The sequence below is a fragment of the Advenella sp. FME57 genome (assembly GCF_014897675.1).
Taxonomy (GTDB): domain Bacteria; phylum Pseudomonadota; class Gammaproteobacteria; order Burkholderiales; family Burkholderiaceae_B; genus Advenella.
The window spans coordinates 157,379-180,598 of the sequence record NZ_JABUXU010000004.1 but is presented as its reverse complement, the minus strand read 5'-3'; the positions used below and the strand labels follow the sequence as shown (position 1 = coordinate 180,598).

Here is a 23,220-nt window from a genome sequence, read left to right as displayed (position 1 = left end):
AATCTGAACACCCATAGTTAGTCAACATCAGTACACATCTATATCGCGCGAGCGCGTATTCACATCAGGCTATGCAATTCTAGATATATCTACAGCTTGCAAACCTTTACCTGTCCGTTCGATACGGAATCTCACTTTGACACCCTCTAACGCCCATTCTTCACCTTGCACATCACGAAAATGGAAGAACAGATCTTTCCCGGCTTGTCTTGTGATAAAGCCAAAACCTTTTAACGGGAAATAACATTTAATAGTTCCAACTGTCTCCTCAGATAATGTCATGATAGAACAACCTCTCTTTGTCAGATGTAGGCTTACAGGTTTGTAATGTTGTAGCCAATTTTTTTGCTAATCCACCGTCTGTCCGTCCTAAGATGTTAAGGCGATAGCGGACTTGATGAAATTTCGCATAGTAGGCGTATTTTCCTCGATCTTTTATAGAAGACTTTTGTAAGGAAGTTACTAACTGTATAGTACGGTGAATTTCATTTTTTTCATAAATTGGCAAAATTTCTCGTAACCGAGATCGATAAGACAAAGCTTCTTTATGCTCGAGATAGGTGAGTTTCGCGACTCGTCCTGATAATCTATTATAGAAATCATGATATTCAGGTGAGGATTTACTTAACCGCGACATACTCTCGCATTTATGTAATTCAGCACGAATTATTCTTCGCTCATTCCGATGTACACGTGCCCGCCCCCTGTTTAGCCAAAGTCCAGTTACTTCCATCAAATTTTCCGGGTTTTTGCGAGAAGTTATCTTGGTTTTTTTATTCTGTAACTTTAGCCCCTGTTCATTCAGCATAGTACGAACTTTTCCAATAAGAGTTTGAACTTGCTTTTCCTCCAATTGCGTTTTTGACGAGATCGAGATATCGTCAAGAAGCCTCGTATACGTTAATCCTTTATTGTTTAGATGTTGTACTAAATGATATTCTGTGTCATGCAATACTAGGTTTGCTAAATGAGAGCTTGTACACGCGCCTTGAGGGACTTGTCCTCTCAAACATGTTAAATCCGCTAAAAGTGATGCTACATCATGTGAAAACTTAAAAAAGAACTTGAAAATATTCAATGTCTTATCACGTGTAATTGATGGATAGAAACCACGAACATCCAAGGCAATTAAAAGCTCGGCAGAGGCATGTGCGTTGGCATTCTTGACATAATCACGCTCTTTAATTCCCCCGAATAAATATCCTGGATAACTAATATTTTCGAAGATATTCCTATTGATTCGCTTTTGTATTTTTTTTAAATGAATACTAGGAATATAAATACTTCGCAGCGACCCATCCTTCTTTGGAACTGAATGTGGATGATAATGCCGTTCTATGTTTGATGCGGCATTTCTTAGAACGTCAATATCGACTCCCAGAGCCACAGATAGTACATTCAGCGATGCAATAGGTTTTGCTAGGTACTGAGGACGCATAGACAATAAAAAATATAAAGTTTAATACCTACTTCAGGTAAAAAAATGATCGTTAAAATCATTCCATAAAGATTTAGAAATCTGGGCAATCCTAATCAAGACGCTCCAGGTTTCGAGCCTGCGAAAAACGCTGTTATTCATGTTATTTGACTCACGTTCGATAACATTAGATTTTCTAGTAGCTTTTACACTACGTCGCTTTGATTTGCTTTTTGGCTTTTGGGCCATACGTCCTCCCGAGTTTCGTACTGGACAATTCCAGTACTTGCTCAACGTCAAGAGAACTAGTAGAAAACAAACAATCTTTCGCAGACTCAGGTATTAACTTTTAAGCTCAACAACCGACTCTTATATATCGCATAGCCCCGCCTTGCCCTCTGCCATGTTTTCAGCCAGGAGTTCAGCGCGGCATGCCGGTTAAGTCCTATTCAAAGGACGTTTTTCTTAATTTATAAGAAAAACCCTGAGTTTTCTACACATATCAAAGCATTCGAAAATCAACAGCTCAGACGAAACATCTGATTACATTATAGTAGCACAAATATACTATTTATTTTCATATTTTTTGATTTCGTATTGCTCGAAGTTCACTCTATTAACTGCCAACAAGTTCTTGATTAGGCCTCTAAGGAGGATTTTTCGGTATTCCCCGATTCGGGCTGTTTGAAAAAAGCAGGGATTTTATTTCTATTTAATTGTAACAAATCAATGTGTTATGATAATAAATGTGTATATCTAGTCCAATCCAATCTTCCTATGTTTATGTCATCCAATAACCGGATTTCCTGTGCTTACTAAATTTGAAGTGACTTTAGTACTCGGTGCTTATATCGTGGCCGGACAAATTTGGGGTGGGAGAACTGCCACTATCGTTTTTGTTTTGGCAGGTGTTTGCTATTTTGTAGCAAACGAATTAAGAACACGTAACGCTGTAAACAAAAAACTGCGAGAGCAGCAGACTCGTAATCTTCAAATTCGCGACAGTGTAGTGAGACACAAACGTGTCTTGCTTCGAAAACGTCGCCAAGGTTGCTTTACCGATGAGTATGGAATGCTTAACGATAAGAAGTGGCAAAATGACCTGCGCCACTTCATCGATAATGTGCTGCCGATGGAAGTTGATTACATGGATGATGAGGAAGATTTTGACTTGCAGGAATTCGTCCAAGAAATTTTGGAAGATCTGCAAGAACCGATGGACGAAGCAGATGTTGAGGATCTGCCTTTGCCTGCGATGCAATCCACACATTCGCTCGGTATGCAGTTTGAGCACAAATGCGCGCAAGTTTTACGTAGCGTTGGTTGGAATGCAAGAGTGACAGTCGCTTCCGGTGATCAGGGTGTAGACATTGAAGCAGAACGACAAGATGGTTATCGAATTGTTGTTCAGTGCAAATATTATTCTTCACCGGTTGGTAATTCTGCCGTGCAGGAGATTGCTGCAGGCGTACAGCATTATCAAGCGAACCGTGGCGTGGTCGTTAGTCAAGCTTCTTTCACGCCAGCAGCTCGCCGACTCGCTAAAACGACTAATGTATTATTGGTAGATCTCGACGATCTGGAATATATTGACAGCCTTCTTGATGGGATCGAGATTGAGGAAATGGCAGAAATCGAGCAAAGTGAATCTGTTGGGAAAAGTAAAAATGCGGGTTTAGAGATTAATCCGCAGTTAGCTCAATATTCCTTGAATCCGTCGCCTCCAGCGGATTCCGATGTATCGCGCATAGGCAGTCGGTTTAAGCGGACTCAACAGCAGCGAGTTAAATCAGGCCTATACGGTGATGAAAGTTAAATATGCGTTTCATCGATTTTGGTGAAAATACCATTACCAAAAACCCTAACAGACAAGAACTATTTTTTCACCAGCGATATTAACTCGATGTACATACATTTTCGTGGGGAACGAATGAATAATCCATTTGAGCTATCAAAAAAAAATTTCATGCTGCTGGTGGACGCTTCCAATAGCCCTCTTTGGGAGTTCATTGACTACAAAAAACTATTGCTTTCAGATTTATTTGACCAAGCACTTAAATATGCTTCAGATAAAGCAGAACAACATAATGATTACACACTTTTGGAGCGGATAATCAATAACCAACCAACGGTAGATATCAAATTGTTCGTAAGTGGCTATTCATGCGAGAGATTTGCCTTACATGCTCGTAGTGAAGATAAAAAAAACATTAGGCTCAGAAAAAACAAGCAATGCAAGCCAAACAGTGCTCTCCTATTTTCTCAATCTGTTTCTGAATTTTGCGCCAATCGCATGAACATTTTAAAGTATAAAAATGGCGCTCACGCTTCGCTAAAGGGGCTAAACGATGCGAGCACAGAGAAAAAAAATCACTCGCCAAAAAGTACAGATCTTTTAGACAGTTGGTTAGTTCTACCAGGAAGTTTTGAGAGCGGGAAACGTCGGTAACCAGTAATTACCGGTTCTCAGTAAAACAGCGGCGATATACGCCTTGCGCCTTGAAACCTTCAGAAACAGCGCTCCTCGTAAGCACCCGCCCAAGGCCGTCTTGAAAGGGTTGGCTGTAAGTGGAGAATAGATCCCCATCAAGTTGATAGATGGGGATCTATGAGCAGCACCACATTAATTGCCAGCCAGAGCTGTCGCTACCTGCCTCGGCTGCATTTCTCCAATCAAGAGAAGCATCAACTTGTGCGGGAACTCTTGCATTTGGGCATCCCGTTGGCACGGTTTGCCGGAGAGCGACCTGCATTACAACCAATTGAACCGCGGGCATAAAGATTACCTAGCGGGCAAATTTGGCCCGGTCAGCACGCTTCGATCAGGGTTTACTCTATCAGCTCGTTGTCTTCTTCACTAACCGACAGGTGGTGTTATCCATTCGATATTGAGTAATACTGCCGTCAATGATTTTTTTCACTACTTCTCTTGCTGTATCCAGAGGGACAGAAAACCATTCCCTGGGGTTATAGGCTTTGCCATCCTTTCCTGTCAGCGTCATTTTCAAGCGCTGTGCATGCAGGAACCCGTGGATTAGACTCTCGAATCTGTTGGGGTTTAGGTTGTAACACTCGATGGAGGCCAGGATCTTTACGGGGGACTCGAGAAACGCAATGTCACGCACAGCGTTTTTGGTCCGCTCTTCTACAGTTTGCTCAGTGTAGCCGATCTTGATCAGATTCGGGATAGCCTTCAGAGTGGGGTTTTCGCTAAGTGTCGTTACGAAATAGATCTGCCCAGCTCTTTTATCCTTGTGAGATATGTTGTTGAAGGTATCCACAATAGATTCTGCATCACGCACGATGCGACGCCCGGTTTCGTCCGCGAACAGCCGTTTTGCCAACGATTGCAGCAGGTGATTCGATTCCGTTCCATTTTCAAAAACAACCCTCAGCCTGGGATCATATCTGCCTGTGCTATCCAGGCGATGTTCGCCTATCTTATCGATCAGGCATAAAACACCCTCCATGATGAATGCATCACCTTCTTGCACTTGTGAAGACTGTTGAAAACGTATGGTTTTGACGTTTCCAGTCTTCAGCCCTTGATGCAGATCACGGAAAAGGTGCTCAAACTCGTAGAAATCTTGGCAGACTTTTCGCTGCGCAATTTCATCAGGTAACTCCCTATCGGCCACCGCAGGCACATGCTTTATGTCGAAAATACTCTGGTCACCCTGATTAATCTCGCTAAACTCCGCACTCGCAAAAATATCGTCGAGTGAAGTGGCATTTTCGGAATCGGTCACAGTGCCAACAGGACCAGCTGTGTTCTCGTAGGCGGATGGACTTGGCACTGCTAGGACAAAGGTCGAGTCACTGGCCTCCTCTGGCACGCTTTCCGCTACTCGAATTAAGCCATGCCGGTCGTAGGGCACCAGGGTTACATGAAGGTTACGGTTTCCCTGGTAGCTCGTCAGCCTTCTGGCCAGCAATTTTTCCGACAAATCGCCGTCATAACAAGGCAGTCGCCCGTGCTGATCCACGAAAGTGCTGATCTCCTCGAAGCTTGTGACTTCAAGCGGCGCATTTCTCCCGGCGCGCTTGGCCTGAACATCAAGCAAACCGAACTCGTCCAGGCCGTTGAAGATGTCATCCAGCGAAGGCCGATCTGCGGCCTTTCCCCTATCGTGACGAATGGGTGGCATACGTTCTCCTTATGATTCCTGCAACTGCGCTTTGCGTTCTTGCGCCTTGCGCTTGATGTATGCCAACGCATCGGCCAGTCGCCGCTCATAGGCGTCACCTGAAGTCACGGACGGTTCACGGCCTTTGTCCCTTCGAAACTCATTGATCCGAGGCCATAGAACAACGGCCTCTTCGTCGGACATTCGAGAACGCATGCCGACCACCACATCCTGAATGGATTTCAGGACAGCAGGGGTGACTGCCTTTGAAAGGATCTCATACGCTCCCTGGAAGGGGTTTATCTGGCGAATCAAGTCCACGTTCAAATGCTCGATGTTGACGAACTTGTTACCAATCAGGACAAACTTACGATTGGGTTTCGGGTTCCCGCCCTCTCCCTTTGATGCATGCTTGGGGTCAGAAGCGTCTGCCTTTTCAACGCCTGGAGGGATCATGATTTCAGCTCCATCCGGCAGTTCCGATTCGTCAAACAAACCGCCGGTAGACTGAATACCCATTGATGCATGGACCGCTTCAGAGACGGTTAGCACCTCGCTGGGCTCCAGATCTGGGTACATCTTCTCAATGATCTTCGGGATTTCCACCATTTCCAGCACCTGAGGGTCTGGATCACCGGTCACGGCAGGGGCGATAACCTCAGGCTTTTGGAGGATAGCCGCCTTAATATTATCCATGTTTTCCAACGCTTTAATCACTGTTTCGGAAACTGGCGCGGTCGTATCCTCAATGATCACCGTGCCAGGCGCTACCGTTTCACCGGGCAGCAAGCGAGAACGAGGCTTGAAACTTACAGCGGGGGCCAACACCTGCTCCATCAGTAGAGACACCGTGATGGCCTTGAGCATGTTATTAACCGACACCTTCACATCGTCATCTTCGGCATCTGGCTGCGCAATCAAGTTGGTGAACTGAGCGTGCGGTTTCCCCTCGCAATCGCGGGTTGCTCGTCCGATGATCTGAACAATTTCCGTCAACGAAGAGCGGTATCCAATAGTCAGAACGTGCTCGCACCACGGCCAGTCAAAGCCCTCCTTGGCCATGCCTAGGGCGATGATGATATCTATGTCCTCGGCTTTCGATACATTTCGCAGATAGTTCTGAACCTCAATCCGAAGTGGGTTGTCATCAACGAGGTCGGCCACCTTCAATAAGCGACCACTCTTGTCCTTAACTGTGATGATACCGGTCTTCATGTCTTTGGCGAGGACTTCACCAATGACATCGAGAATATGGTCAATCTCGGAATACTTGTCCTTGGTGGATTCAACCGAATTCACGTTTGGAATATGAACGATGGTCTTTTTCGAGGTGTCCAGCACTTCATGCAGAGCATCAAGATACCGCCCGGTGTAGAAATGGTAGCCAATGCCCAACGATTTCAGGTACTGGTAACCAGTCAACTGTTCGTAGTAGGAATATGTAACTTGGGTGAATTTTTCTTCATCTTCGGGAAGAAGAATCGGGACTGCATCGCCACGGAAGTAGGAGCCTGTCATCGCGATGATGTGCGCATTGGACCCGGCCATGACGCCATCAATCAAGCTGCCAAGTCGATTCTCACCATCTGCTGAAGTGTGGTGAAACTCGTCAATCGCCAGCAGCGTCCCGTTGAAGTCGGTTGGACTTATTTTCTCGTATGCGAAGCGCAACGTTGCATGGGTGCAGACTAACGTGTTGGCATCAGGATCTGATAGGAAGCGAATGAAGGTGTTGACCTTTCCGGCCTCGCCGCCCGGTATGCAAAGATTGTATCTTGGCTGTACCGCCCAATCCGCAAAAAAACCGCTATTGGTGAGCTTAACATCCTGGAAAGAACCACCGATCGTCATTTCTGGAACAGCGACAATCACTTTCTTCAGACCTTGGTTGTGGAGCTTGTCCAGGCCAAGAAACATCAGAGCTCGAGACTTGCCGGAGGCCGGCGGCGCTTTCAGCAGCAGGTATTGGGCATTTCGCGACTTATAGGCACGAGCCTGCATCTCACGCATGCCCATGTCATCCAGGTTCGCGCTTTTGCCGGTTTGCTTGTAGCTGACGGTCAACAGGTTGGCCATGGTCATTTTCTCCCTTTGGCTTTCTTGGCAGGTGCTTTCGCCTTCTCTTCGGCAATCAGCTTTTCATAGCGAGCGAACAAATGCTCTAGGCGCTCGGAGACGTCACGGAAGGGGCGGTCGCGATAAAGGGCCTCAACGGCACGGTCCAGCGCCTTGTGCGCCTCCAGAAGCGGTATAGGCATTTTGTTCGGGTCGTATAGATCGCCCAGTGACTGATCCGGGTAGTCCTCACGGATCAATAGCACTTCCTCAGCCAGGGATTCGATATGCTTGCGCTTTGTTTCGGAAGCATCCGGCCAGGGAAATGTGTTGTAGACAATTGTTGTCGAGTATCCATAGCGACTTTCCAGGCGGCCGCATACAGTTCTCATCCAGTCCATATGCATTTCAGAGGTAAGAATGCCGAACTCGTAGAGAGTGCCGTTAGGGACGATGTAGTTTTTGTTGTTAGTAATAACATCGACATCCATGAACCCAATAGGAACATAGGATCTACGTTCGGAGGTAAACGCTGGGACGAGGATGTAATGGCCCTCTTTGGGTTGTGCGACTTGGAGAAATGTATGGGGACTTTCAGCGCCTTTCAATGCCGCTGCATGTCCAGCCTTCACTCTAAGCGCTCTAACTTTTTCACACCGCTCTGCTACCTCTGGAACACGTATGGCTTCCGCCAATGGTATGTCAGCAAGCCACAGACACCAGCGCTCTCGACCATTGATATATTCGCTTGCCCCCACAACTCTACGAACCCAGTGTGAGTGCTGCGGATACTTTTCGATGAATAAATCCCGTTCATGATTTGTGAGATAAAGATTTCCACCATCTGTAGGCTGACTCCCTCTAATCATCCCGTTCACGGGGCAGATTGGCCTTGTACGAGGAGTAATCGTCAACCTAGAGCCTGGCACTAAGTAAGGACCAATCATTTCAACCTCTGATATGATGGCCTGGTCCTTAGCGACCTCAAATATCTGAGGCCTGGTTTCTGTGTCGCTCGCGTTCTTCAATCCAATGATGACAACATGAACTGCGGCTTTACCCTTTGCGTTATTACTCCAGGGGAAAGTTTTGTAGCAGAAACCAATCGAAATTCCAAGGTTAAATATGAACGGCCATAGCAATGAGGTTTGGTCACCTTGGCAGATTGAGCTAGTCGATACAAATGCACATCTTGCTCTTCGATCTTTTATGTAATTTGCACCTTTCCAGAACCACGCAGCCACAATGTCCAAATAGCCGATAGACTCGAAGCTGGAGAATACATGCTTCATATCAGCCGATTGCTCGGCGCTTCGCTCTGTCGTACCCAAAAATGGCGGATTCCCGCAGATATAGATTTCATAGAGATTGCCATGCTCATCGGTCGGTGGGCACACCTCTTCCCAATCCAGACGCAGGCTGTTGCCACACACCACGTTGCCGCCGTCCCGCAGCGGAAGAGCGGCTTCTGCATAGCCAAACTGAGCGTTGAAAGCCATATTCATCTGGTGCTCTGCAAGCCAGAGCGAAAGGCTGGCGACCTCGTGGGCAAAGTCATCAATTTCAATGCCGTAAAATTGCGTCAGCTTGATACCCGAGTAGTACATGACTGACTGTGCGCCCGTCGCGTTAAGGGCATTAATGACTTGCATTTCCAATTTGCGCAGCTCTTTGTAGGCAATGATCAGGAAGTTGCCAGATCCGCAGGCTGGGTCGAATATCCGCAGGCTCTGTAGGCGCAGAAGGAGTGCCTTCAGCTTTTTCTCGTTATTACGGGACTTCTCCAACTCGGTATGAAGCGGATCGAGGAACAGCGGCTGAATCACCTTCATGATGTTCGACACGGAGGTGTAATGCTGTCCCAGGTTGCCGCGCTGCCCTTCATCGATCACAGCCTGGAACATCGAACCAAAGATGTCGGGATTGATCTCTGACCAGTTGAGCAAGCCGCAATCCAGCAGAATGCGACGCGCTTTGCGGCCGAATTCAGGGATCGGCTCGTCATCACGGAACAGGCCACCGTTCACATACTTAAACGCCTGAAAGTGGCTGGGCATGCGTTTACGTTCGGGCGTGTCATCACTCAGATTCAGAACGGCGAACAGGTCGGTGAAAAACTGATCCACATCGGAGCCGTCCTCCTTGGTGCAGGCCTGAAGCGTTGATGTCATCTGTCGATCATCAAAAATCCCGGTGTCCTCGGCATAAAAGCAGAATAGTAGACGAGTCAGGAACACATTTAGCGCGTGAATGTCTTTCGGCTTCGTCAATTCGTTGCGCTCACGGATGAGATCGAACAACTGGCCCATCTTCTCAGAGGCTTTCAGGTCGGCGGGATGGTCCGAGTGCATCACAGCTTTTTCATAGCCTGCTAGGGGCAAGAAGAACGAATACTTCTTGTCTAGCTCATCCAGAGTGGTCTCAAGGCGCTCTTCGGCCTTCATATCGAAGGCCACGAGAGTCTCAAAGTCGGTGACGATTATAAACCGAATATCGTTGCGGGAGATCAGATCACTCTCTTTCAGTGAGTCTGCCTCGGCGCTAACGTCCTGACCAGCAGGAACCACGCGAAAATAGAGTTTCTTCTTCAACCCGATGTCATCGCCTTGCGCCACATTCCGGCTGTCGCCACCATTGCGCAGTCGGGTGATCGTGCTTTTAGGAAAACCGTAAGCATCGAGAAAGGAAAAGATAAACTCGTCAGGGTGGAGATTGGAGCAAGCACGCTCCAGCGATTCGATAATCCTTGCTTGGCTGATTGCCATTTTAAAATTGCTCCTTGTGCCGATCGTTCGCTGTTCTTAGTGAATTGAGCCGTATCCCCCAGATTCTACTTAACCTTACAATCAATTACGCTATTTATAATATGAAACTAAATTAATAGTGACATTTGAACAGCAGCCAAAACCGCTGTTACCGGCGGTTAATTTGCGCTACAGGGTATAAGCGTCGCGCATCTGGAATGATTGAATCTAGCAAACCCGCCGATTCAAGCTGAACTACTTAAGCTTTGGCGTCAGGCTGATGGAGCCTATCTCCTAAATAAAATAATCCCCAAAATGTGGCTAAGACCATTTGCCAAAACAACAGCATAAAAGCGAATAAAAATCCCATTGAGCTTGCAAAATGAACGTTATCAGGCAACAACCCCTTTATCGGACTATGTGCAATAAGTGCGAATATTGCCAACACGATCAAGATGAAGCTCTCTGCTGTCAAAAACGCAAACATGGAGCAGAGGAAACGCCGTCTGGTTAACTCAATGGGTACACTTGTCCCGTTAACTATAACGTCAATCTTCGGTGCAGGAGCGGGCATGGTTTTATCAATGTCCAGCTTATTGAACGTCGCAATTGCAGCAAGCGCTGCAATATAAAAACCAGGCAACACTTGAACAAATCCGAGAATCTTCTCAATTAGTCCACTGCTTTCATATATAGGCACTTGCCCCCAATGTTTTAGGATTACTATCGTTCCCGCAGACAAAATTGCGAGAACCATTGGGTACAGCCAATCTACCTTCCACTTAAGTCGATGTTCAATGAACAGGTATGAGAAAGGACGAAGGAGGTGCCTAAACATATTTGGTCAGTCCTCTACAAGAAGTGCTTTCATTTTTTCTAAAATTGCAACTTCAAACTTCTCGTACGAAGATGAAAGATCGGATTGAAAACCATCTAAACGTGCTCGTTTGACATACGCTTTTTCCAGCCCCTCGTCACTATTCATTTCTACAGTACGCTCAAGCCCCTCTGGCGACTTAAATTTAATCCGTGCCTTGTCATAAGTATCACGATTTTTCTTAACTACACCAACTATCCTGCTGTATTTGTCAAGAATTGGATGCTCTTCATCCTTGAGCGTGAGCACGAGCGTTTTGCATTTCTCCTTTATATAGCCGTCCTCATCAAAAGGGGTAAATTTTTGCCGCTCTGTGATAAGTTCAATCGACTGAACCTTTCCTTCATTGAGGTCTTTTTTCAGCTCATTAGACACATGTCCATCAAATCTGGTCTTAAATTTGACATTTATTTTTTTGGGCCTACCTTTACTATCGAGCGCTCCGTCAGGATGATTTTGCTCAAACTCCAGTGGCACAACCTTTGTCGCATCTTGAAGGATTTGATTCAACAGGCGTTGTATGTTGACGAAGCCAAGACCGTTACAATGCTCAATCAGCACCAACGCGGGCTCCAGCTCATCGTCAGCCAAACGTATTATTGCATGGACTGAAAAGTCCTGTCCCTCTTGCTCTACTTTTGCAACTACTCGTCGTTGTTTCGCATTGGGGATAGTGAATACAGGATCAGAGATCTCAGTATCTGATTTATTAATAAGAAAGCTGACCGTGTTCCCATCATGATGATAATCAGAAACATAGAGGCGTTCTCGTCCTTTTGCCTGCTCCTTAATCCACTGCTCCCTATCGACTCGCTCCATTAATTCAATAGCTTTTTTTACTGAAATAGTTTGTGGAGCATCGAACGTACGGCTATACGCCTCTATAACCAGGTCATAAAAGAATACCAATCGTTCCTGTTTCTTCATTCTTCTTGTCTCATCACTTATCTTGTCTCATTATGCCACATAAGTAACACAAACTTACACGAGCAACATATTTCGACATTTATCAATTAGTGCCCTGTATGCTCTGCAATTATTATATTCTAAAGGTAGTTTCTCAAAGCAATTGGAATTGATTGTGAAATGCGAGGTCAAACATGTCCGAATGTATAGATGACACAACTTTATCAAAAATGGTCGAGACTGGCGTTGTTCACGGTGTTCATGTCATTGGTCAGGCTGGCGGCTGGACAGTTATGGTCAACGATGGGGCGCACAAGTACCCGCTTGCCACACGAAACATTAGCGTAGTGCGGGTGTGGCGCCGATTTGAAACTCTGGTATCTTATTTTAAAGACATTGGACTGACTCAATTCGAGGTAGACGCAGCTAATTTTGAGCAGGACAGTACCAGCAGAGCAAAAAGAACAGACCAGATTGAAGCGTTGAAAATGGCACACGAAGCGACTGATCATGACACATGGTTCAGAGAACAAGTTCAGGCGTCAATAGATGACCCGCGCCGTAGCATTGCTCATGAGAAAGTGAAAGCCAAGTTTGCAGCAAAAGCCAAGGAGCTACGTCAGCGTATGAAAGGCTGAGCATGGGCATACAGCAGCTACCACATGGTGAGGAGGGCCAGCGGTGCTTTGATTACGTAGCTGAGGACAACCCTAGTACGGCCTTCAGCGTTTCAGCGGAATCGAAACGGACCGCTGACATACCTTATAGATTCAAGTCATCGTAATTCATTATCAAAATCGCTATGCTAAAACTCTATGTCATGCCCACAGAACGGTAAATCGGCAATCCGGTAAAAATATTGTCGCCCTCCATCCACCGAGGGCCCTGTTACAGGGGAGCACAACATCCTGGTTAACAACGCCTTCGGTGAAGTCTTGTTGTTTCGAGCCAATGCGGCCAGTGAGACGTATTCTTGCCGAAAAGTTTTCAAGTCCACATCGCGTACGCGTAGATCTGCATGGTCTGGCGCTCGATAGCTCCGTAGCAGACCGCTATGCACAAGTTGATACGCCACCTGCTGCTTAACTCCGAGAGCTTTCGCTGCCTCATCGACGGACACGGAGCTGCCCTTACGCGCCCGCAATGTCAGGAGCCAACGTCTTAGATCGATTCGCCTGACTTCCGCTAGCCCGAGGGGTATCGGGTCTTTTGACGCATTGACGACATCAAGGCCTTGTGAAATCAACACCCTTACAAGCTCGATGAATTCAGTCTCGCTTAGCCGCCCATACCTGCATAGCCGGTATAACGACACTCCGACTTCTTTAGGCTGCCCTGTTGGACGAAAAAATAATGCCTGCAACCGTTCTTCCGATATAAACCATGCCGCTGCCGAGAATATTAGCGGCGAGATTTCAGCTTGAAGTACTCCTGCAGTAAGCATCATTCGAACACGTCTTTCTGGAAGGTGCAATATTCGAGCAGCTTGCATTAATGTCGTTCCCTTCAATCGGCTTGACTGGGTTGTTCCAATCGTACGTAACCGACGCCCCGACCGGAACATAATCTCACTTCCCTGTAGTTCCGCGCTCTTGCGCCTCAGTAACGCCGGAGTGGTCTCCATCAGACGTGCCGCTTTTTTGATCGTCATGCGCGGATGACTGTGACGCGTATGTTCGGAAAAAAAACGATTCTTCTTCGTGAGGATGCCTGTCCAGTGGGAATTAACATAGCCTTCAAAGGAATCTCTAAGAAACTGGAACTCCTCCTCTTTCAGAGATCGGTACAAAACCGAATAAAGATTCCCAAAATCATTGCGCACACTATTGGTCGTTGGGTCAGCCTGCTTCAATGCCAATAAAGTAATGAAGCTGTCTGGCCAGTTCTTGACGATGGTAGACGCCGCCTCCATCAGCATGCAATCGTTTTGCACTCTGCGTGACGAAGCTCTCTCCTGTATGCCGCCTCGATGAGCACTGCACGCCAGGACGCCTAGATAGTGCACCAACTTTGCAGCCTGGTGATATCGCAGCTTGAATAAAAATGGATTAGGCTGGCCATTCCTTAGTGCATTGTCTAGCTGGATCTGTAGTTGAATGAGAGGCTTGGGAACCTTATCATTAACGGGCTTGGAAAGGCAAGTTCCGCACGTGTAGCATGTTCGGGTAAATCGCTGTATTTTCTGCAATGAGTGACAATGCGGACATTCATCTCGCATAAACGCCCTATGTTGCGTGCAGACAACCGTAGTGCGGTACAGCCACCGGCCAAGCAAAATCGGAGACTCCTCTACACATTGGGGACACCATCGGATATGAGGCGTCAGAAATAGCTTTCTATCCCCTTTTATTTGTGAAATAGCATAGCCAGGATCGATAAGCCGTTTCCACTCTTCGGTCGATAGACGTAGATGACGGATCAAAAATTCCCGCTTGACATCTATCGAGTCGGATCTCCCATCAACCATGCCGAGCAAGGATTCATGACCATTAGCACGTAACGTCCGGTAGAGATAGGCGACCAACAACTCTTCTTGCACGGGCCTTGGTCTGGATAGAAAGCACCCATCGGGCTGACGTAGCAGTACCGGGTTATGTGAGTTCATCACAAAACCCCTGATGAAGCTGCTGCAGATCCGCTTCGATCTGAGTGTTCCAGTTGCTCAGTTCGTCCAACGGGCGCGTCATGAGATAGGCCGCCAGTCGCTTATGGGCGGTTCTGCGAGACGAACCCGGTAACGAACGGGGCAAGATAAAGCAGGCCCAGAATCGCTTGAGATCATTGGCGGTGAACAGCATGCACGCGCAAAATAGCAAACGATCCAACAGGGTTGTCACGGTAATTTCAATCTGGACCTGCGTGTTTGAATCCTTAACATTACATAGAGTGTGCTTACACGAAACACCAGCATTACCTCGGCACATAAGTCCGAATTTTCGTGCTTCCAAGACGGTTTCTGGCCACCAGCGATTAAATTGGTGTAGCGCCGATAGCCCAATGGAACTCGGAACCTGATCATTCAAATATACGAGTATGCGCCGCAACTGCAATACCCGATGCTCGTATAAAAACTCAATAGTCCTGGATGAAGAGCGACGTTTTTCACGTTTTGACGACTTAGCCTTAGAAGGGGCATCAGCACTAGGCGGCCTTCGTCTGACCACATGATTTAGTAAGGATATAGGAATGGGTACATGCCTGCCCAAAGGGCTCATAATGATGCGCCACAAATAGGCCCAACGAACAAACGCATAGGAGAGCGTGGCAGGGCAGTCGAAGGCGCTCTTCAGACCAGAGAGTGTGGGTCCTTCGGCCTTGGGCTCACCTGGGGCCGATTTGAGCCCCCATTCATCATCGACTCGTCCAGGGCTTAAAACCCAGTAATAAGCGATATAAATCTCATGGATGGTTGCATCCCTGCGGTACTGGTCAAATGATGAAATTACTTTATTTTCAAGACCAAAATGGGTGTGCGTTGCAACAAGTTGATCGCGAGGAATGGAAGGTTTTGTCGCTGGTATTGATTGCGCGTCGTAGATCGTGTGGCCACGAGAACACTTCCAGTCATCTCTCAACGTACTCCATTGCAGCACAGCGTTGCACACACCACAACAAGCCGTCAAGAATAATCCGTGTACGGGACACGTCCTGGCCAGAGGCATGACCCAGTATTCCCGATGAAACGCATGTTCCCTCATACATGCTATACAAAACCATGGGCTATTCGCCCTCAGTTTCGGAAAACTAAGGCTCCGAGGTTTAAGATTCGACTGCAGCAAAAGCGAGCGTTCATCCCAAAACCGATCAGCTTGATATGACGGTTCGTCAATGAATAACGCTAATTCTCGCAAAATCTCTTTGGAATGCGCCAAATCCCATGCATATAAGAGACGGACCTCTCTGTAGTGACCTCCAGCCGAAATGTGATGACCATTTGCGGACATCAGACGGTAGAGGTAGCCCACGAGACTTTCACTTTCGAAACGTCGAGGACGGCACGGGAAATCATGAAGGTTGATCGCTCTTTTCATGCCTGTCTGTCCCCCGCAAAAGGCTCACCTGACCGGTCCAGCCTCCTGTAAACAAACTCTTGACTGAATGGGTTGAGCTTGCTTACGCCGCCCCGCCATATACGCGTAAACGCATCAGCCAACGCGCCTACACCTATCTCACTCTCGCCGTTCTCCCATGCAACCTCTAACGCAGCCGCCAAAAGTCGCTTGAGATATCCCACACGACCGTCAGTTGCGTAGTAGACGCGGCGCGTCAAATCCTCCGCACTCGTTGCTCTGAGCGACAGAGGTAGCGGTAATACCGGTATTAGCGCATTTATTACATCAAAATTGGCATCCAGGAATCCAAGGCTATCAGGACTACCTAGTGACAGCTCGATCGGTGCCGCAAAGCGCCTGCGAAGCTGGACGTTCACTTGCAGAAGGTTTTCGAGTCTTGGGATTCCTAGCAGAACAACGGGGATCTCTATCGCGTTTATAAGGGTTTTGAGCCAATCGGCCGTCGCATACTGAGTTTTACGCTGTCCACGATCATAAACGTGCTGTGCTTCATCGAGGATGATCATTTGGGTTTTGCAACTTCGCAGTAAAACTACAATACGAGCGGTTTGATCTACGACTCGCCCTTTCTCTGGGTAAGGGTCGCCCAGTGCAGACAGTATTGCTCGAGCCAAGGCACCGATTGTGCCAAGTGACGGAACCTCAACAAGAAGTACCGGCGTTATCGTTTGCTCCAAGAGATGCTCTCTGGGATAGCTCATTTGAAATGATCGAGCAAGGCTCGTTTTCCCACAACCACTTTCACCGGTTATTAGAAGATTTCTGACCAACCCGGTCTGTCGATAAAGATCCAGCGCCGTTTCCATTTCCTTGATGATATGGCCGAAAGCAGCAAAATTGACATACTCGGTATCAAAGGCCTGCAGAGCGTTAAAGAACTGTTTTCGATCCATCATACTATCCTCGGTTTGCGCATTTTGAAGGTGGGAAGTGGAGATCGCTCCTGCTGACCAGATAGAGGTTTACCCAGAAAGTGCGATATATTGACTGTTTGCCTGCTATTCTTGTGATGACGCGGCCTGGAGACCTTATTCGCTGTGGCTTCTTTTTGCGCCCCTCGAAGTCGCGCCGCGTAACGCCGCTTAGAATGTTTTTTACTGAGTGAAAGTTCCTGGACTTTGTCTCGAATCTCCTGCTTGATTAGCGACAACGCTATTGAGTCATTTACAGACAGCCCCTGGCGAATCAGCTCGCGTCTGATAAGCCGGTGCTGATCGAGTGTCAACCCGTTGGCGTATTCAAAGTTTTTTGCATACGCAAAATAAGATTTTTCATTTGAATCTGGATCAAAAACGCGAATTGTGCCCAGATCGTTCGGATCGTAAGTGACCGTTACCGGCACACCTGGTCCGAACCGGCGAAGAATGGGGGCCAAGTCGTCATGGCTGTAATGCAATCCTAGCAGCATGATCCCGTCATGTCGCAGTCTCCTTTTGCATGGCATAGCCATCTCAGCAGTGAGTTGACCGAGTGATCTTGGTAGCCTGGGCGTATAGGATTTAGCACTACTATTCCACTTTTCCAACGGTGTAGTATTGAGAGATCGATGAATTGTTTTCGCATACACATCGATAATCCATTTTTCGAAGAGCTCTCGAAACTCTCTGAGTGTCAATACCGCGTGCTCCTGTGGGTCATAGTCTCCACGCTGGTAATACTTAGCATACGATGTCCCTGGAAGCATGTGCACAAATGAATAGTTGATGGTTTTTAGATAGCGCTCAACGACACCTTTAAACTGCGGCTCTTTTTTCGGGCAAAATTGAATCTGAATTCCCAAATTAAATGCCACCTGCTCTAATGCTTTTCCATGAAATTCCAGTCCGTTATCAACCACTATGCTCTCTGGTATTCCGTAGCATGGCCAGTCTCCATGTATCTCTAGCCCAATGGTGGATTTATGCTTTTCCTTTGGAAGAATCGCGTGGCGAAGCGCGGCTAGAACAGCCGCTGTCGACGGAGCGTTAAACCCCAGGTGATAACCTAGGGGCATGCGGCTATTGTGATCTAGAACTATAGTCAGCGTCGGTCTACCAAGTGGTAACGAAGTCTCTTCATCGATGAGAAATAGATCAAGAGGTGTGTGATCAATTTCCACTCGCTCCAGTATGCGTGTCGATACAGCTCCTGCGCCAGCCAATTTGAATTTTCGCATCGCGATTCTTTTTCCTTCACGCAAAACCGTCTGTTCATACTGATCTAACAGCGCAAACATCCGATAACATGTTGCCTGGCTAGGAATCTTGTATCGGCAGGACTCAGGGCGCAATGCATTCTCTTGTGTTACAAGCGTTCTGACCTTGTCGATCACCTTTCCTATAGTTGCTTGCGGACTTTGGGAAAATGCGCTTTGCACTGATTCCTCGAATAACTCAATGATCCGTGGATCTTGACGAGAATGGCGTGGACCTCGACGATCATACCGAGGAATCAACGCCCTAAATTCGCCATATAGCGTGACTTTACTTACCCACTTGTAGAGTGTTGTGAATGACGGAGGCCGTGGATCTCCTATCCTTTGGGCCACAGCATTAACTATCGGTGTAAATGTACCTAGCGTATGTACACTAGGCGCCACTTCCCGTACCGCTGATACGTAAGCTATCCGTCGCTCTAGCTCACTCCGAATATCATCATTCAAATCAGTTATAGGACGTTGATAGTGCGACCCTGATTCACCATTTGAGACTGGATCTAAAAACGTCAAAGTGCCTTCAGTAAACGCTTTAAGTAACTCATCACTAGCCCAGCAGCTGACTTGTCCATCGCTGATGCGCTCTGCAACGATGCTCTTATCAGGATTTATTCTCATCACCAGATAAGCCATGCCATCCCGCTCAAATCGACAATTCTTCTGAAATCCGAAACCATTCATGGTGGTTCTCCTTGTTAATGAAAGTCTGAGTAGATTCCTGTACTGGTTGTGTTAAATCGCAAACAAGATGACCACTCGCAAGTAGGTCAAATACGGAAACACCGTACGGCTTCAACAGCGAGTTAACTTCCTGAATGCTAGCGTTCTTCAGAAACACGGGATGAGATGCAAGATCCGATGCGACGCTGTCCAATTGAACTTGGGTGGGTATTTGTCTTGTTAATTGTCCAAAGACATAGCGCAACGAGCTAAGTCGCGGTTCCTGTCGAATAGTAGTGTCCGTAACAATGCAATACGCCTGAGCTATGCGTTGCATGTGAGCTGAAATTTGACGATATTTGTGGCGTATCTCTGCACGAGCTAGAAACGCCGAATGCTTGATCTCTACAAGTACTATTTCACCAGTCTTGAGCGTCACTTTGAAATCAGGGGTATATCGGCGCAGCCGATCTCCGTCTGCGTACTGGATTTTCAGCGGTTGTTCACGATACACAATGATATTCGGTGACATTTCGAACATGTAGCAGGCCGCCAACTCCAAGAGGCCCTCGTAATGAATCATGCGCTGGTTTTTCCTGCTGGGAAATTTTCCACGCACAATGGCCCCTGATCGCGTGATAACCGTACGCGCACGGTCGACGTGTGGGGTGTTTGCAGATCGATTTGGGTTGTTTTGAACCACGTTAATACTCCTTTTTTAGGCAAAAGAATCCCCTGTACCTATCCCCAGCAAGATGGGTGGAGGCGCGAACGTGCCCACCCGGCTCTTGGGCGCAAGGTAAAAATTGTTACGTTTTAGGGGGAAACGGCTTGACTTAAGCCCTCAAAAGAAGGAATACTATGCTTGCGAAGACGTAATATTCATTCAGTTAAGACAAAAGCCGAGCAGCGTAAAAGTTGTTCGGTTTTTTTATTTCTGTCGCACATTCTCCTTTTATTGAGCTCGATTGTTAATTGGGTGGTGGCTTAACGATTCTTGCCGATAACGACCTGGCCAGAGTACGTCAACGTCAACTCCAACGGCGTCAGCGACACGGGTCGCTACCCGAAAAGCCGATTTGCGGCCATGAACGACATCATTGACGACTCCACGAGTCACACCCAATTCACGTGCCAAGCTCACCTGAGTGTGCCCCGCACGTTTCAATCGATAGTTCAGTTCGATCGCATCCATGTACCCGACCGCCCCATTGAATTTTGTATATTTTTAGTCTAATGAATATAGGCTAGGAGTACAAGTTAGAAACTATCGACAAAAATCAATCAATAGTTAATATGAATTAAATTAACTCATAGCATATATTGAATATTTTATAATTTCTTATTATTAATCATATAGTTAAAGTATAAAATCAACTCTTTTTAATTCGACTAAAATCAAGCTCCATAAGACAGAAAAACACGACGAAATATTTAATTTGATACTTATTATTTCTCGCCATCAAATGAGCCATCATTCATTCCAGTCTCGCAGCGGTCCCAATTAATCGTCTGTCGGTGATTAACCTCCCGAACCTCCGCACAATTAAAACAGGCTCCGATAAAACATCGGAGCCTGTTTGGCAATCTGTATAGCTACAAATTTTTTTCACTAATTATGAGAATGAGTTTTCATTAATTGTGAGAATTTTTCACTAATTATGAGAACCTACAACACCTACACATCCAGATTCCCCGCCATCAACGCATTGCGCTCAATAAACGCACGACGTGGTTCGACCTGATCGCCCATGAGTGTGGTGAACATTTCATCGGCGGCAATCGCGTCTTCAATCTGTACGCGCAGCAGGCGGCGCACATTTGGATCCATCGTCGTTTCCCACAGCTGACCGGGATTCATCTCACCCAGACCTTTATAGCGCTGCTTGCTGACCACGCGATCGGCTTCGGCACGCAGCCATTGGATGGCCTCGCGAAAGTCGCTGACATACTGCTCCTTGCGCTTGTCGCCTTCCCCGCGATAGACGCGCGCGCCTTTGTCGATAAGGCCGTTGAAGGTATGCGCTGCACGTGACATGACGCCGTAATCGGTGCCGTCGACAAAGCGGCTGTCAAATACAGTGACCTTGATATTGCCATGATGCATGCGACGCAGTACAAGGCGGTACTTCTCGGTTTCCTGATCAAACTCTGCAGTGACACTAACCACCTGCGGATGTATTGGATCGTGCAAGGCGGCCTGCATCTGTTCGGCAGACGCCTTGGCAGATGCATCGTCGTCCAGATTGATCACCACCCCTTCAGCAATGGCAGACAGGGCTTCGACATCCATGATTTTGGACAGACGATGAATCACGCTGTCGGAAATCACATACTGGCGAGCCAGTTCTGCCAGAGCGTCGCCCGTAATCACGTCGGCGCCATCCTGAGGCTCCAGCCCGGCGTCCTTGAGCGCCACCTGCATCATGAACTGGGCCTCTTCAGCCTGGTCCTTCAGATAGCGTTCGTCGCGACCCCATTTGACACGGTAAAGTGGTGGCTGCGCAATGTAAACATAGCCACGCTCGACCAGCTCAGGCATCTGACGATACAACAGGGTCAGCAACAGTGTACGAATGTGCGCGCCGTCAACGTCGGCATCGGTCATGATAATGATGCGGTGATAGCGCAGTTTTTCCACATTAAAGTCCGGCCCGATGCTGGTGCCCAATGCAGTAATCAGGGTTGTGATCTGTTCGCTGGCAATCAGTTTGTCAAAGCGCGCTTTTTCCACGTTCAGCACTTTACCGCGCAGTGGCAGAATGGCCTGGAACTTGCGATCGCGCCCCTGTTTGGCAGAACCGCCCGCAGAGTCGCCCTCCACAATATAGATTTCAGATTTGGCGGGGTCTTTTTCCTGGCAATCGGCCAGTTTACCGGGCAGGCCGGCACCCTCGAGTACGCTTTTACGACGCGTCATCTCGCGTGCGCGGCGAGCGGCTTCGCGGGCTCGTGCTGCATCCACGATTTTGGCGCAAATGGCTTTTGCATCGGTGGGGTTTTCTAGCAGAAAGGTTTCCAGCGTGCGGGCCACGGCCTCTTCCACTGCCGGGCGCACTTCACTGGAGACCAGCTTTTCCTTGGTCTGCGAGCTAAATTTTGGCTCGGGCACTTTGACCGAAAGCACGCAGCTTAAGCCTTCGCGCATATCGTCACCAGTGGTATCGACCTTGGCCTTTTTAGCCATTTCGTTATCGCCGATGTACTTGTTAATCACACGTGTCATCGCGGCGCGCAAGCCGGTCAGGTGAGTACCGCCATCGCGTTGTGGAATGTTGTTGGTAAAGCACAAGACACTTTCACCATAGCTGTCATTCCATTGCATGGCCACATCAACGGTAATGGCTGGCTCGTCACCCTGCGACTCTGTAGAGACGGCAAACACATTCGGATGCAGAACCGTTTTTGTGCGGTTGATGTATTCAACAAACCCTTTTACGCCACCAGAGAAAGCAAAATTCTCTTCCTTGCCCTGGCGTTCGTCCACCAGTCGCACTTTGACGCCATTGTTCAGGAAGGACAGTTCGCGCAGTCGCTTGGACAGGATCTCGTAATGGTACTCCATGTTCTCGAAGATCTGACCATCGGCCAGATAGCGCACTTCGGTACCGGTTTTATCGGTCGAGCCAACCACCTTCAGCGGTTCCACGCGCTCGCCACGGCGAAACTCCATGTTATGAACCTGGCCGTTGCGGCGAATGGTCAGGCGCAGCCATTCGGATAGCGCGTTCACGCACGATACACCCACGCCGTGCAGGCCGCCTGACACCTTGTAGGAGTTCTGGTCGAACTTACCGCCGGCATGAAGTTCGGTCATCACGATTTCAGCCGCACTGCGGTGAAATTCGTCGCCCTTGTGTATGTCAGTTGGAATACCACGACCGTTATCGGTGACGGAAATGGAGTTATCGGTGTGAATAGTCACCACGATATCATCGCAATATCCCGCCAGCGCTTCGTCGATCGCGTTGTCCACCACTTCGAAAATCATGTGGTGCAGACCGGTGCCGTCCGATGTATCGCCGATGTACATGCCGGGGCGCTTGCGCACGGCCTCCAGGCCCTTGAGCATTCTGATGGAATCGGCGCCGTATTCGTTTTCCTGAACTGGCTGGGTATTTTCTGACATAGTTTTGGTAACTCTTCGATTAATTAACTGCTTTGGCG

General features: G+C 47.7%; 17 protein-coding genes and 1 pseudogene. 3 read left to right on the top strand and 15 right to left on the bottom strand.

Features of this window, described 5'->3' with window-relative positions:
• Positions 1-69 precede the first annotated feature (69 nt).
• On the bottom strand, positions 70-282 hold the full coding sequence (locus INT32_RS06760; protein WP_193087965.1) for a cold shock domain-containing protein: 213 nt from the start codon (positions 280-282) through the stop codon (positions 70-72).
• Positions 269-1,438: a reverse transcriptase family protein gene (locus INT32_RS06755; RefSeq protein ID WP_193087964.1), complete on the bottom strand. Its 1,170-nt coding sequence runs from the start codon at positions 1,436-1,438 to the stop codon at positions 269-271. Before INT32_RS06755 ends, INT32_RS06760 begins: the two co-directional genes overlap by 14 nt.
• Positions 1,439-2,225: 787 nt before the next feature.
• Between INT32_RS06755 and INT32_RS22345 the strand changes: the two genes are divergently transcribed.
• Positions 2,226-3,233 carry a restriction endonuclease gene (locus tag INT32_RS22345; RefSeq protein ID WP_370540187.1) on the top strand — a complete coding sequence of 336 codons (1,008 nt, stop codon included), beginning with the start codon at positions 2,226-2,228 and terminating at the stop codon, positions 3,231-3,233.
• 114 nt (positions 3,234-3,347) lie between these two features.
• Entirely contained in the window at positions 3,348-3,866 is a 519-nt protein-coding gene (locus INT32_RS06745) for a hypothetical protein (protein WP_193087963.1), read from the top strand.
• Between the two features lie 388 nt (positions 3,867-4,254).
• Here the strand turns inward: INT32_RS06745 and INT32_RS06740 are convergent, their stop codons facing one another.
• The 5 genes from INT32_RS06740 to INT32_RS06720 form a co-directional block, all read right to left on the bottom strand.
• Entirely contained in the window at positions 4,255-5,565 is a 1,311-nt protein-coding gene (locus INT32_RS06740; protein WP_193087962.1) for a GIY-YIG nuclease family protein, read from the bottom strand.
• 9 nt (positions 5,566-5,574) lie between these two features.
• Entirely contained in the window at positions 5,575-7,620 is a 2,046-nt protein-coding gene (locus tag INT32_RS06735; RefSeq protein WP_193087961.1) for a DEAD/DEAH box helicase, read from the bottom strand.
• Between the two features lie 2 nt (positions 7,621-7,622).
• Complete coding sequence (locus INT32_RS06730; RefSeq protein ID WP_193087960.1) at positions 7,623-10,364, bottom strand: DNA methyltransferase; 2,742 nt, start codon at positions 10,362-10,364, stop codon at positions 7,623-7,625.
• 238 nt (positions 10,365-10,602) lie between these two features.
• A complete protein-coding gene (locus INT32_RS06725) occupies positions 10,603-11,100 on the bottom strand; it encodes a hypothetical protein (RefSeq protein WP_193087959.1) in 498 nt (165 codons plus the stop codon).
• An 87-nt stretch (positions 11,101-11,187) separates the two neighbouring features.
• Positions 11,188-12,147 (bottom strand): hypothetical protein, encoded by a 960-nt coding sequence (locus tag INT32_RS06720; protein WP_193087958.1) that lies wholly within the window; start codon positions 12,145-12,147, stop codon positions 11,188-11,190.
• Between the two features lie 173 nt (positions 12,148-12,320).
• Here INT32_RS06720 and INT32_RS06715 point away from each other — a divergent pair, with 173 nt between their 5' ends.
• Entirely contained in the window at positions 12,321-12,764 is a 444-nt protein-coding gene (locus tag INT32_RS06715; protein ID WP_193087957.1) for a hypothetical protein, read from the top strand.
• A gap of 167 nt (positions 12,765-12,931) precedes the next feature.
• On the opposite strand, the gene INT32_RS22120 is transcribed toward INT32_RS06715, so the two are convergent.
• The 8 genes and pseudogenes from INT32_RS22120 to gyrB all read right to left on the bottom strand — a co-directional run bounded on the left by INT32_RS22120 (position 12,932) and on the right by gyrB (position 23,182).
• Entirely contained in the window at positions 12,932-14,044 is a 1,113-nt protein-coding gene (locus INT32_RS22120; protein WP_226816689.1) for a helix-turn-helix domain-containing protein, read from the bottom strand.
• Positions 14,045-14,359: 315 nt separating this feature from the next.
• Positions 14,360-14,731, bottom strand: a pseudogene (locus INT32_RS22340) (TniQ family protein); the annotation flags it as partial.
• Entirely contained in the window at positions 14,718-16,157 is a 1,440-nt protein-coding gene (locus INT32_RS06705) for a TniQ family protein (protein WP_193087955.1), read from the bottom strand. The pseudogene INT32_RS22340 and the gene INT32_RS06705, both read right to left, overlap by 14 nt.
• Positions 16,154-17,095, bottom strand: coding sequence for a TniB family NTP-binding protein (locus INT32_RS06700; protein WP_193087954.1), 942 nt, complete (start codon positions 17,093-17,095; stop codon positions 16,154-16,156). The genes INT32_RS06705 and INT32_RS06700 overlap by 4 nt, the downstream gene beginning before the upstream one ends.
• Complete coding sequence (locus INT32_RS06695; protein WP_193087953.1) at positions 17,092-19,074, bottom strand: Mu transposase C-terminal domain-containing protein; 1,983 nt, start codon at positions 19,072-19,074, stop codon at positions 17,092-17,094. Before INT32_RS06695 ends, INT32_RS06700 begins: the two co-directional genes overlap by 4 nt.
• The gene (locus INT32_RS06690) at positions 19,037-19,756 is read right to left on the bottom strand and encodes a TnsA endonuclease N-terminal domain-containing protein (RefSeq protein WP_193087952.1); all 720 of its coding nucleotides are present in this window, start codon (positions 19,754-19,756) and stop codon (positions 19,037-19,039) included. The genes INT32_RS06695 and INT32_RS06690 overlap by 38 nt, the downstream gene beginning before the upstream one ends.
• 252 nt (positions 19,757-20,008) lie before the next feature.
• Positions 20,009-20,248, bottom strand: coding sequence for a helix-turn-helix domain-containing protein (locus tag INT32_RS22335; protein ID WP_193087951.1), 240 nt, complete (start codon positions 20,246-20,248; stop codon positions 20,009-20,011).
• Positions 20,249-20,731: 483 nt separating this feature from the next.
• Positions 20,732-23,182, bottom strand: a complete 2,451-nt coding sequence (gene gyrB, locus INT32_RS06680) for a DNA topoisomerase (ATP-hydrolyzing) subunit B (protein ID WP_193087950.1) — start codon at positions 23,180-23,182, stop codon at positions 20,732-20,734.
• Positions 23,183-23,220 lie beyond the last annotated feature (38 nt).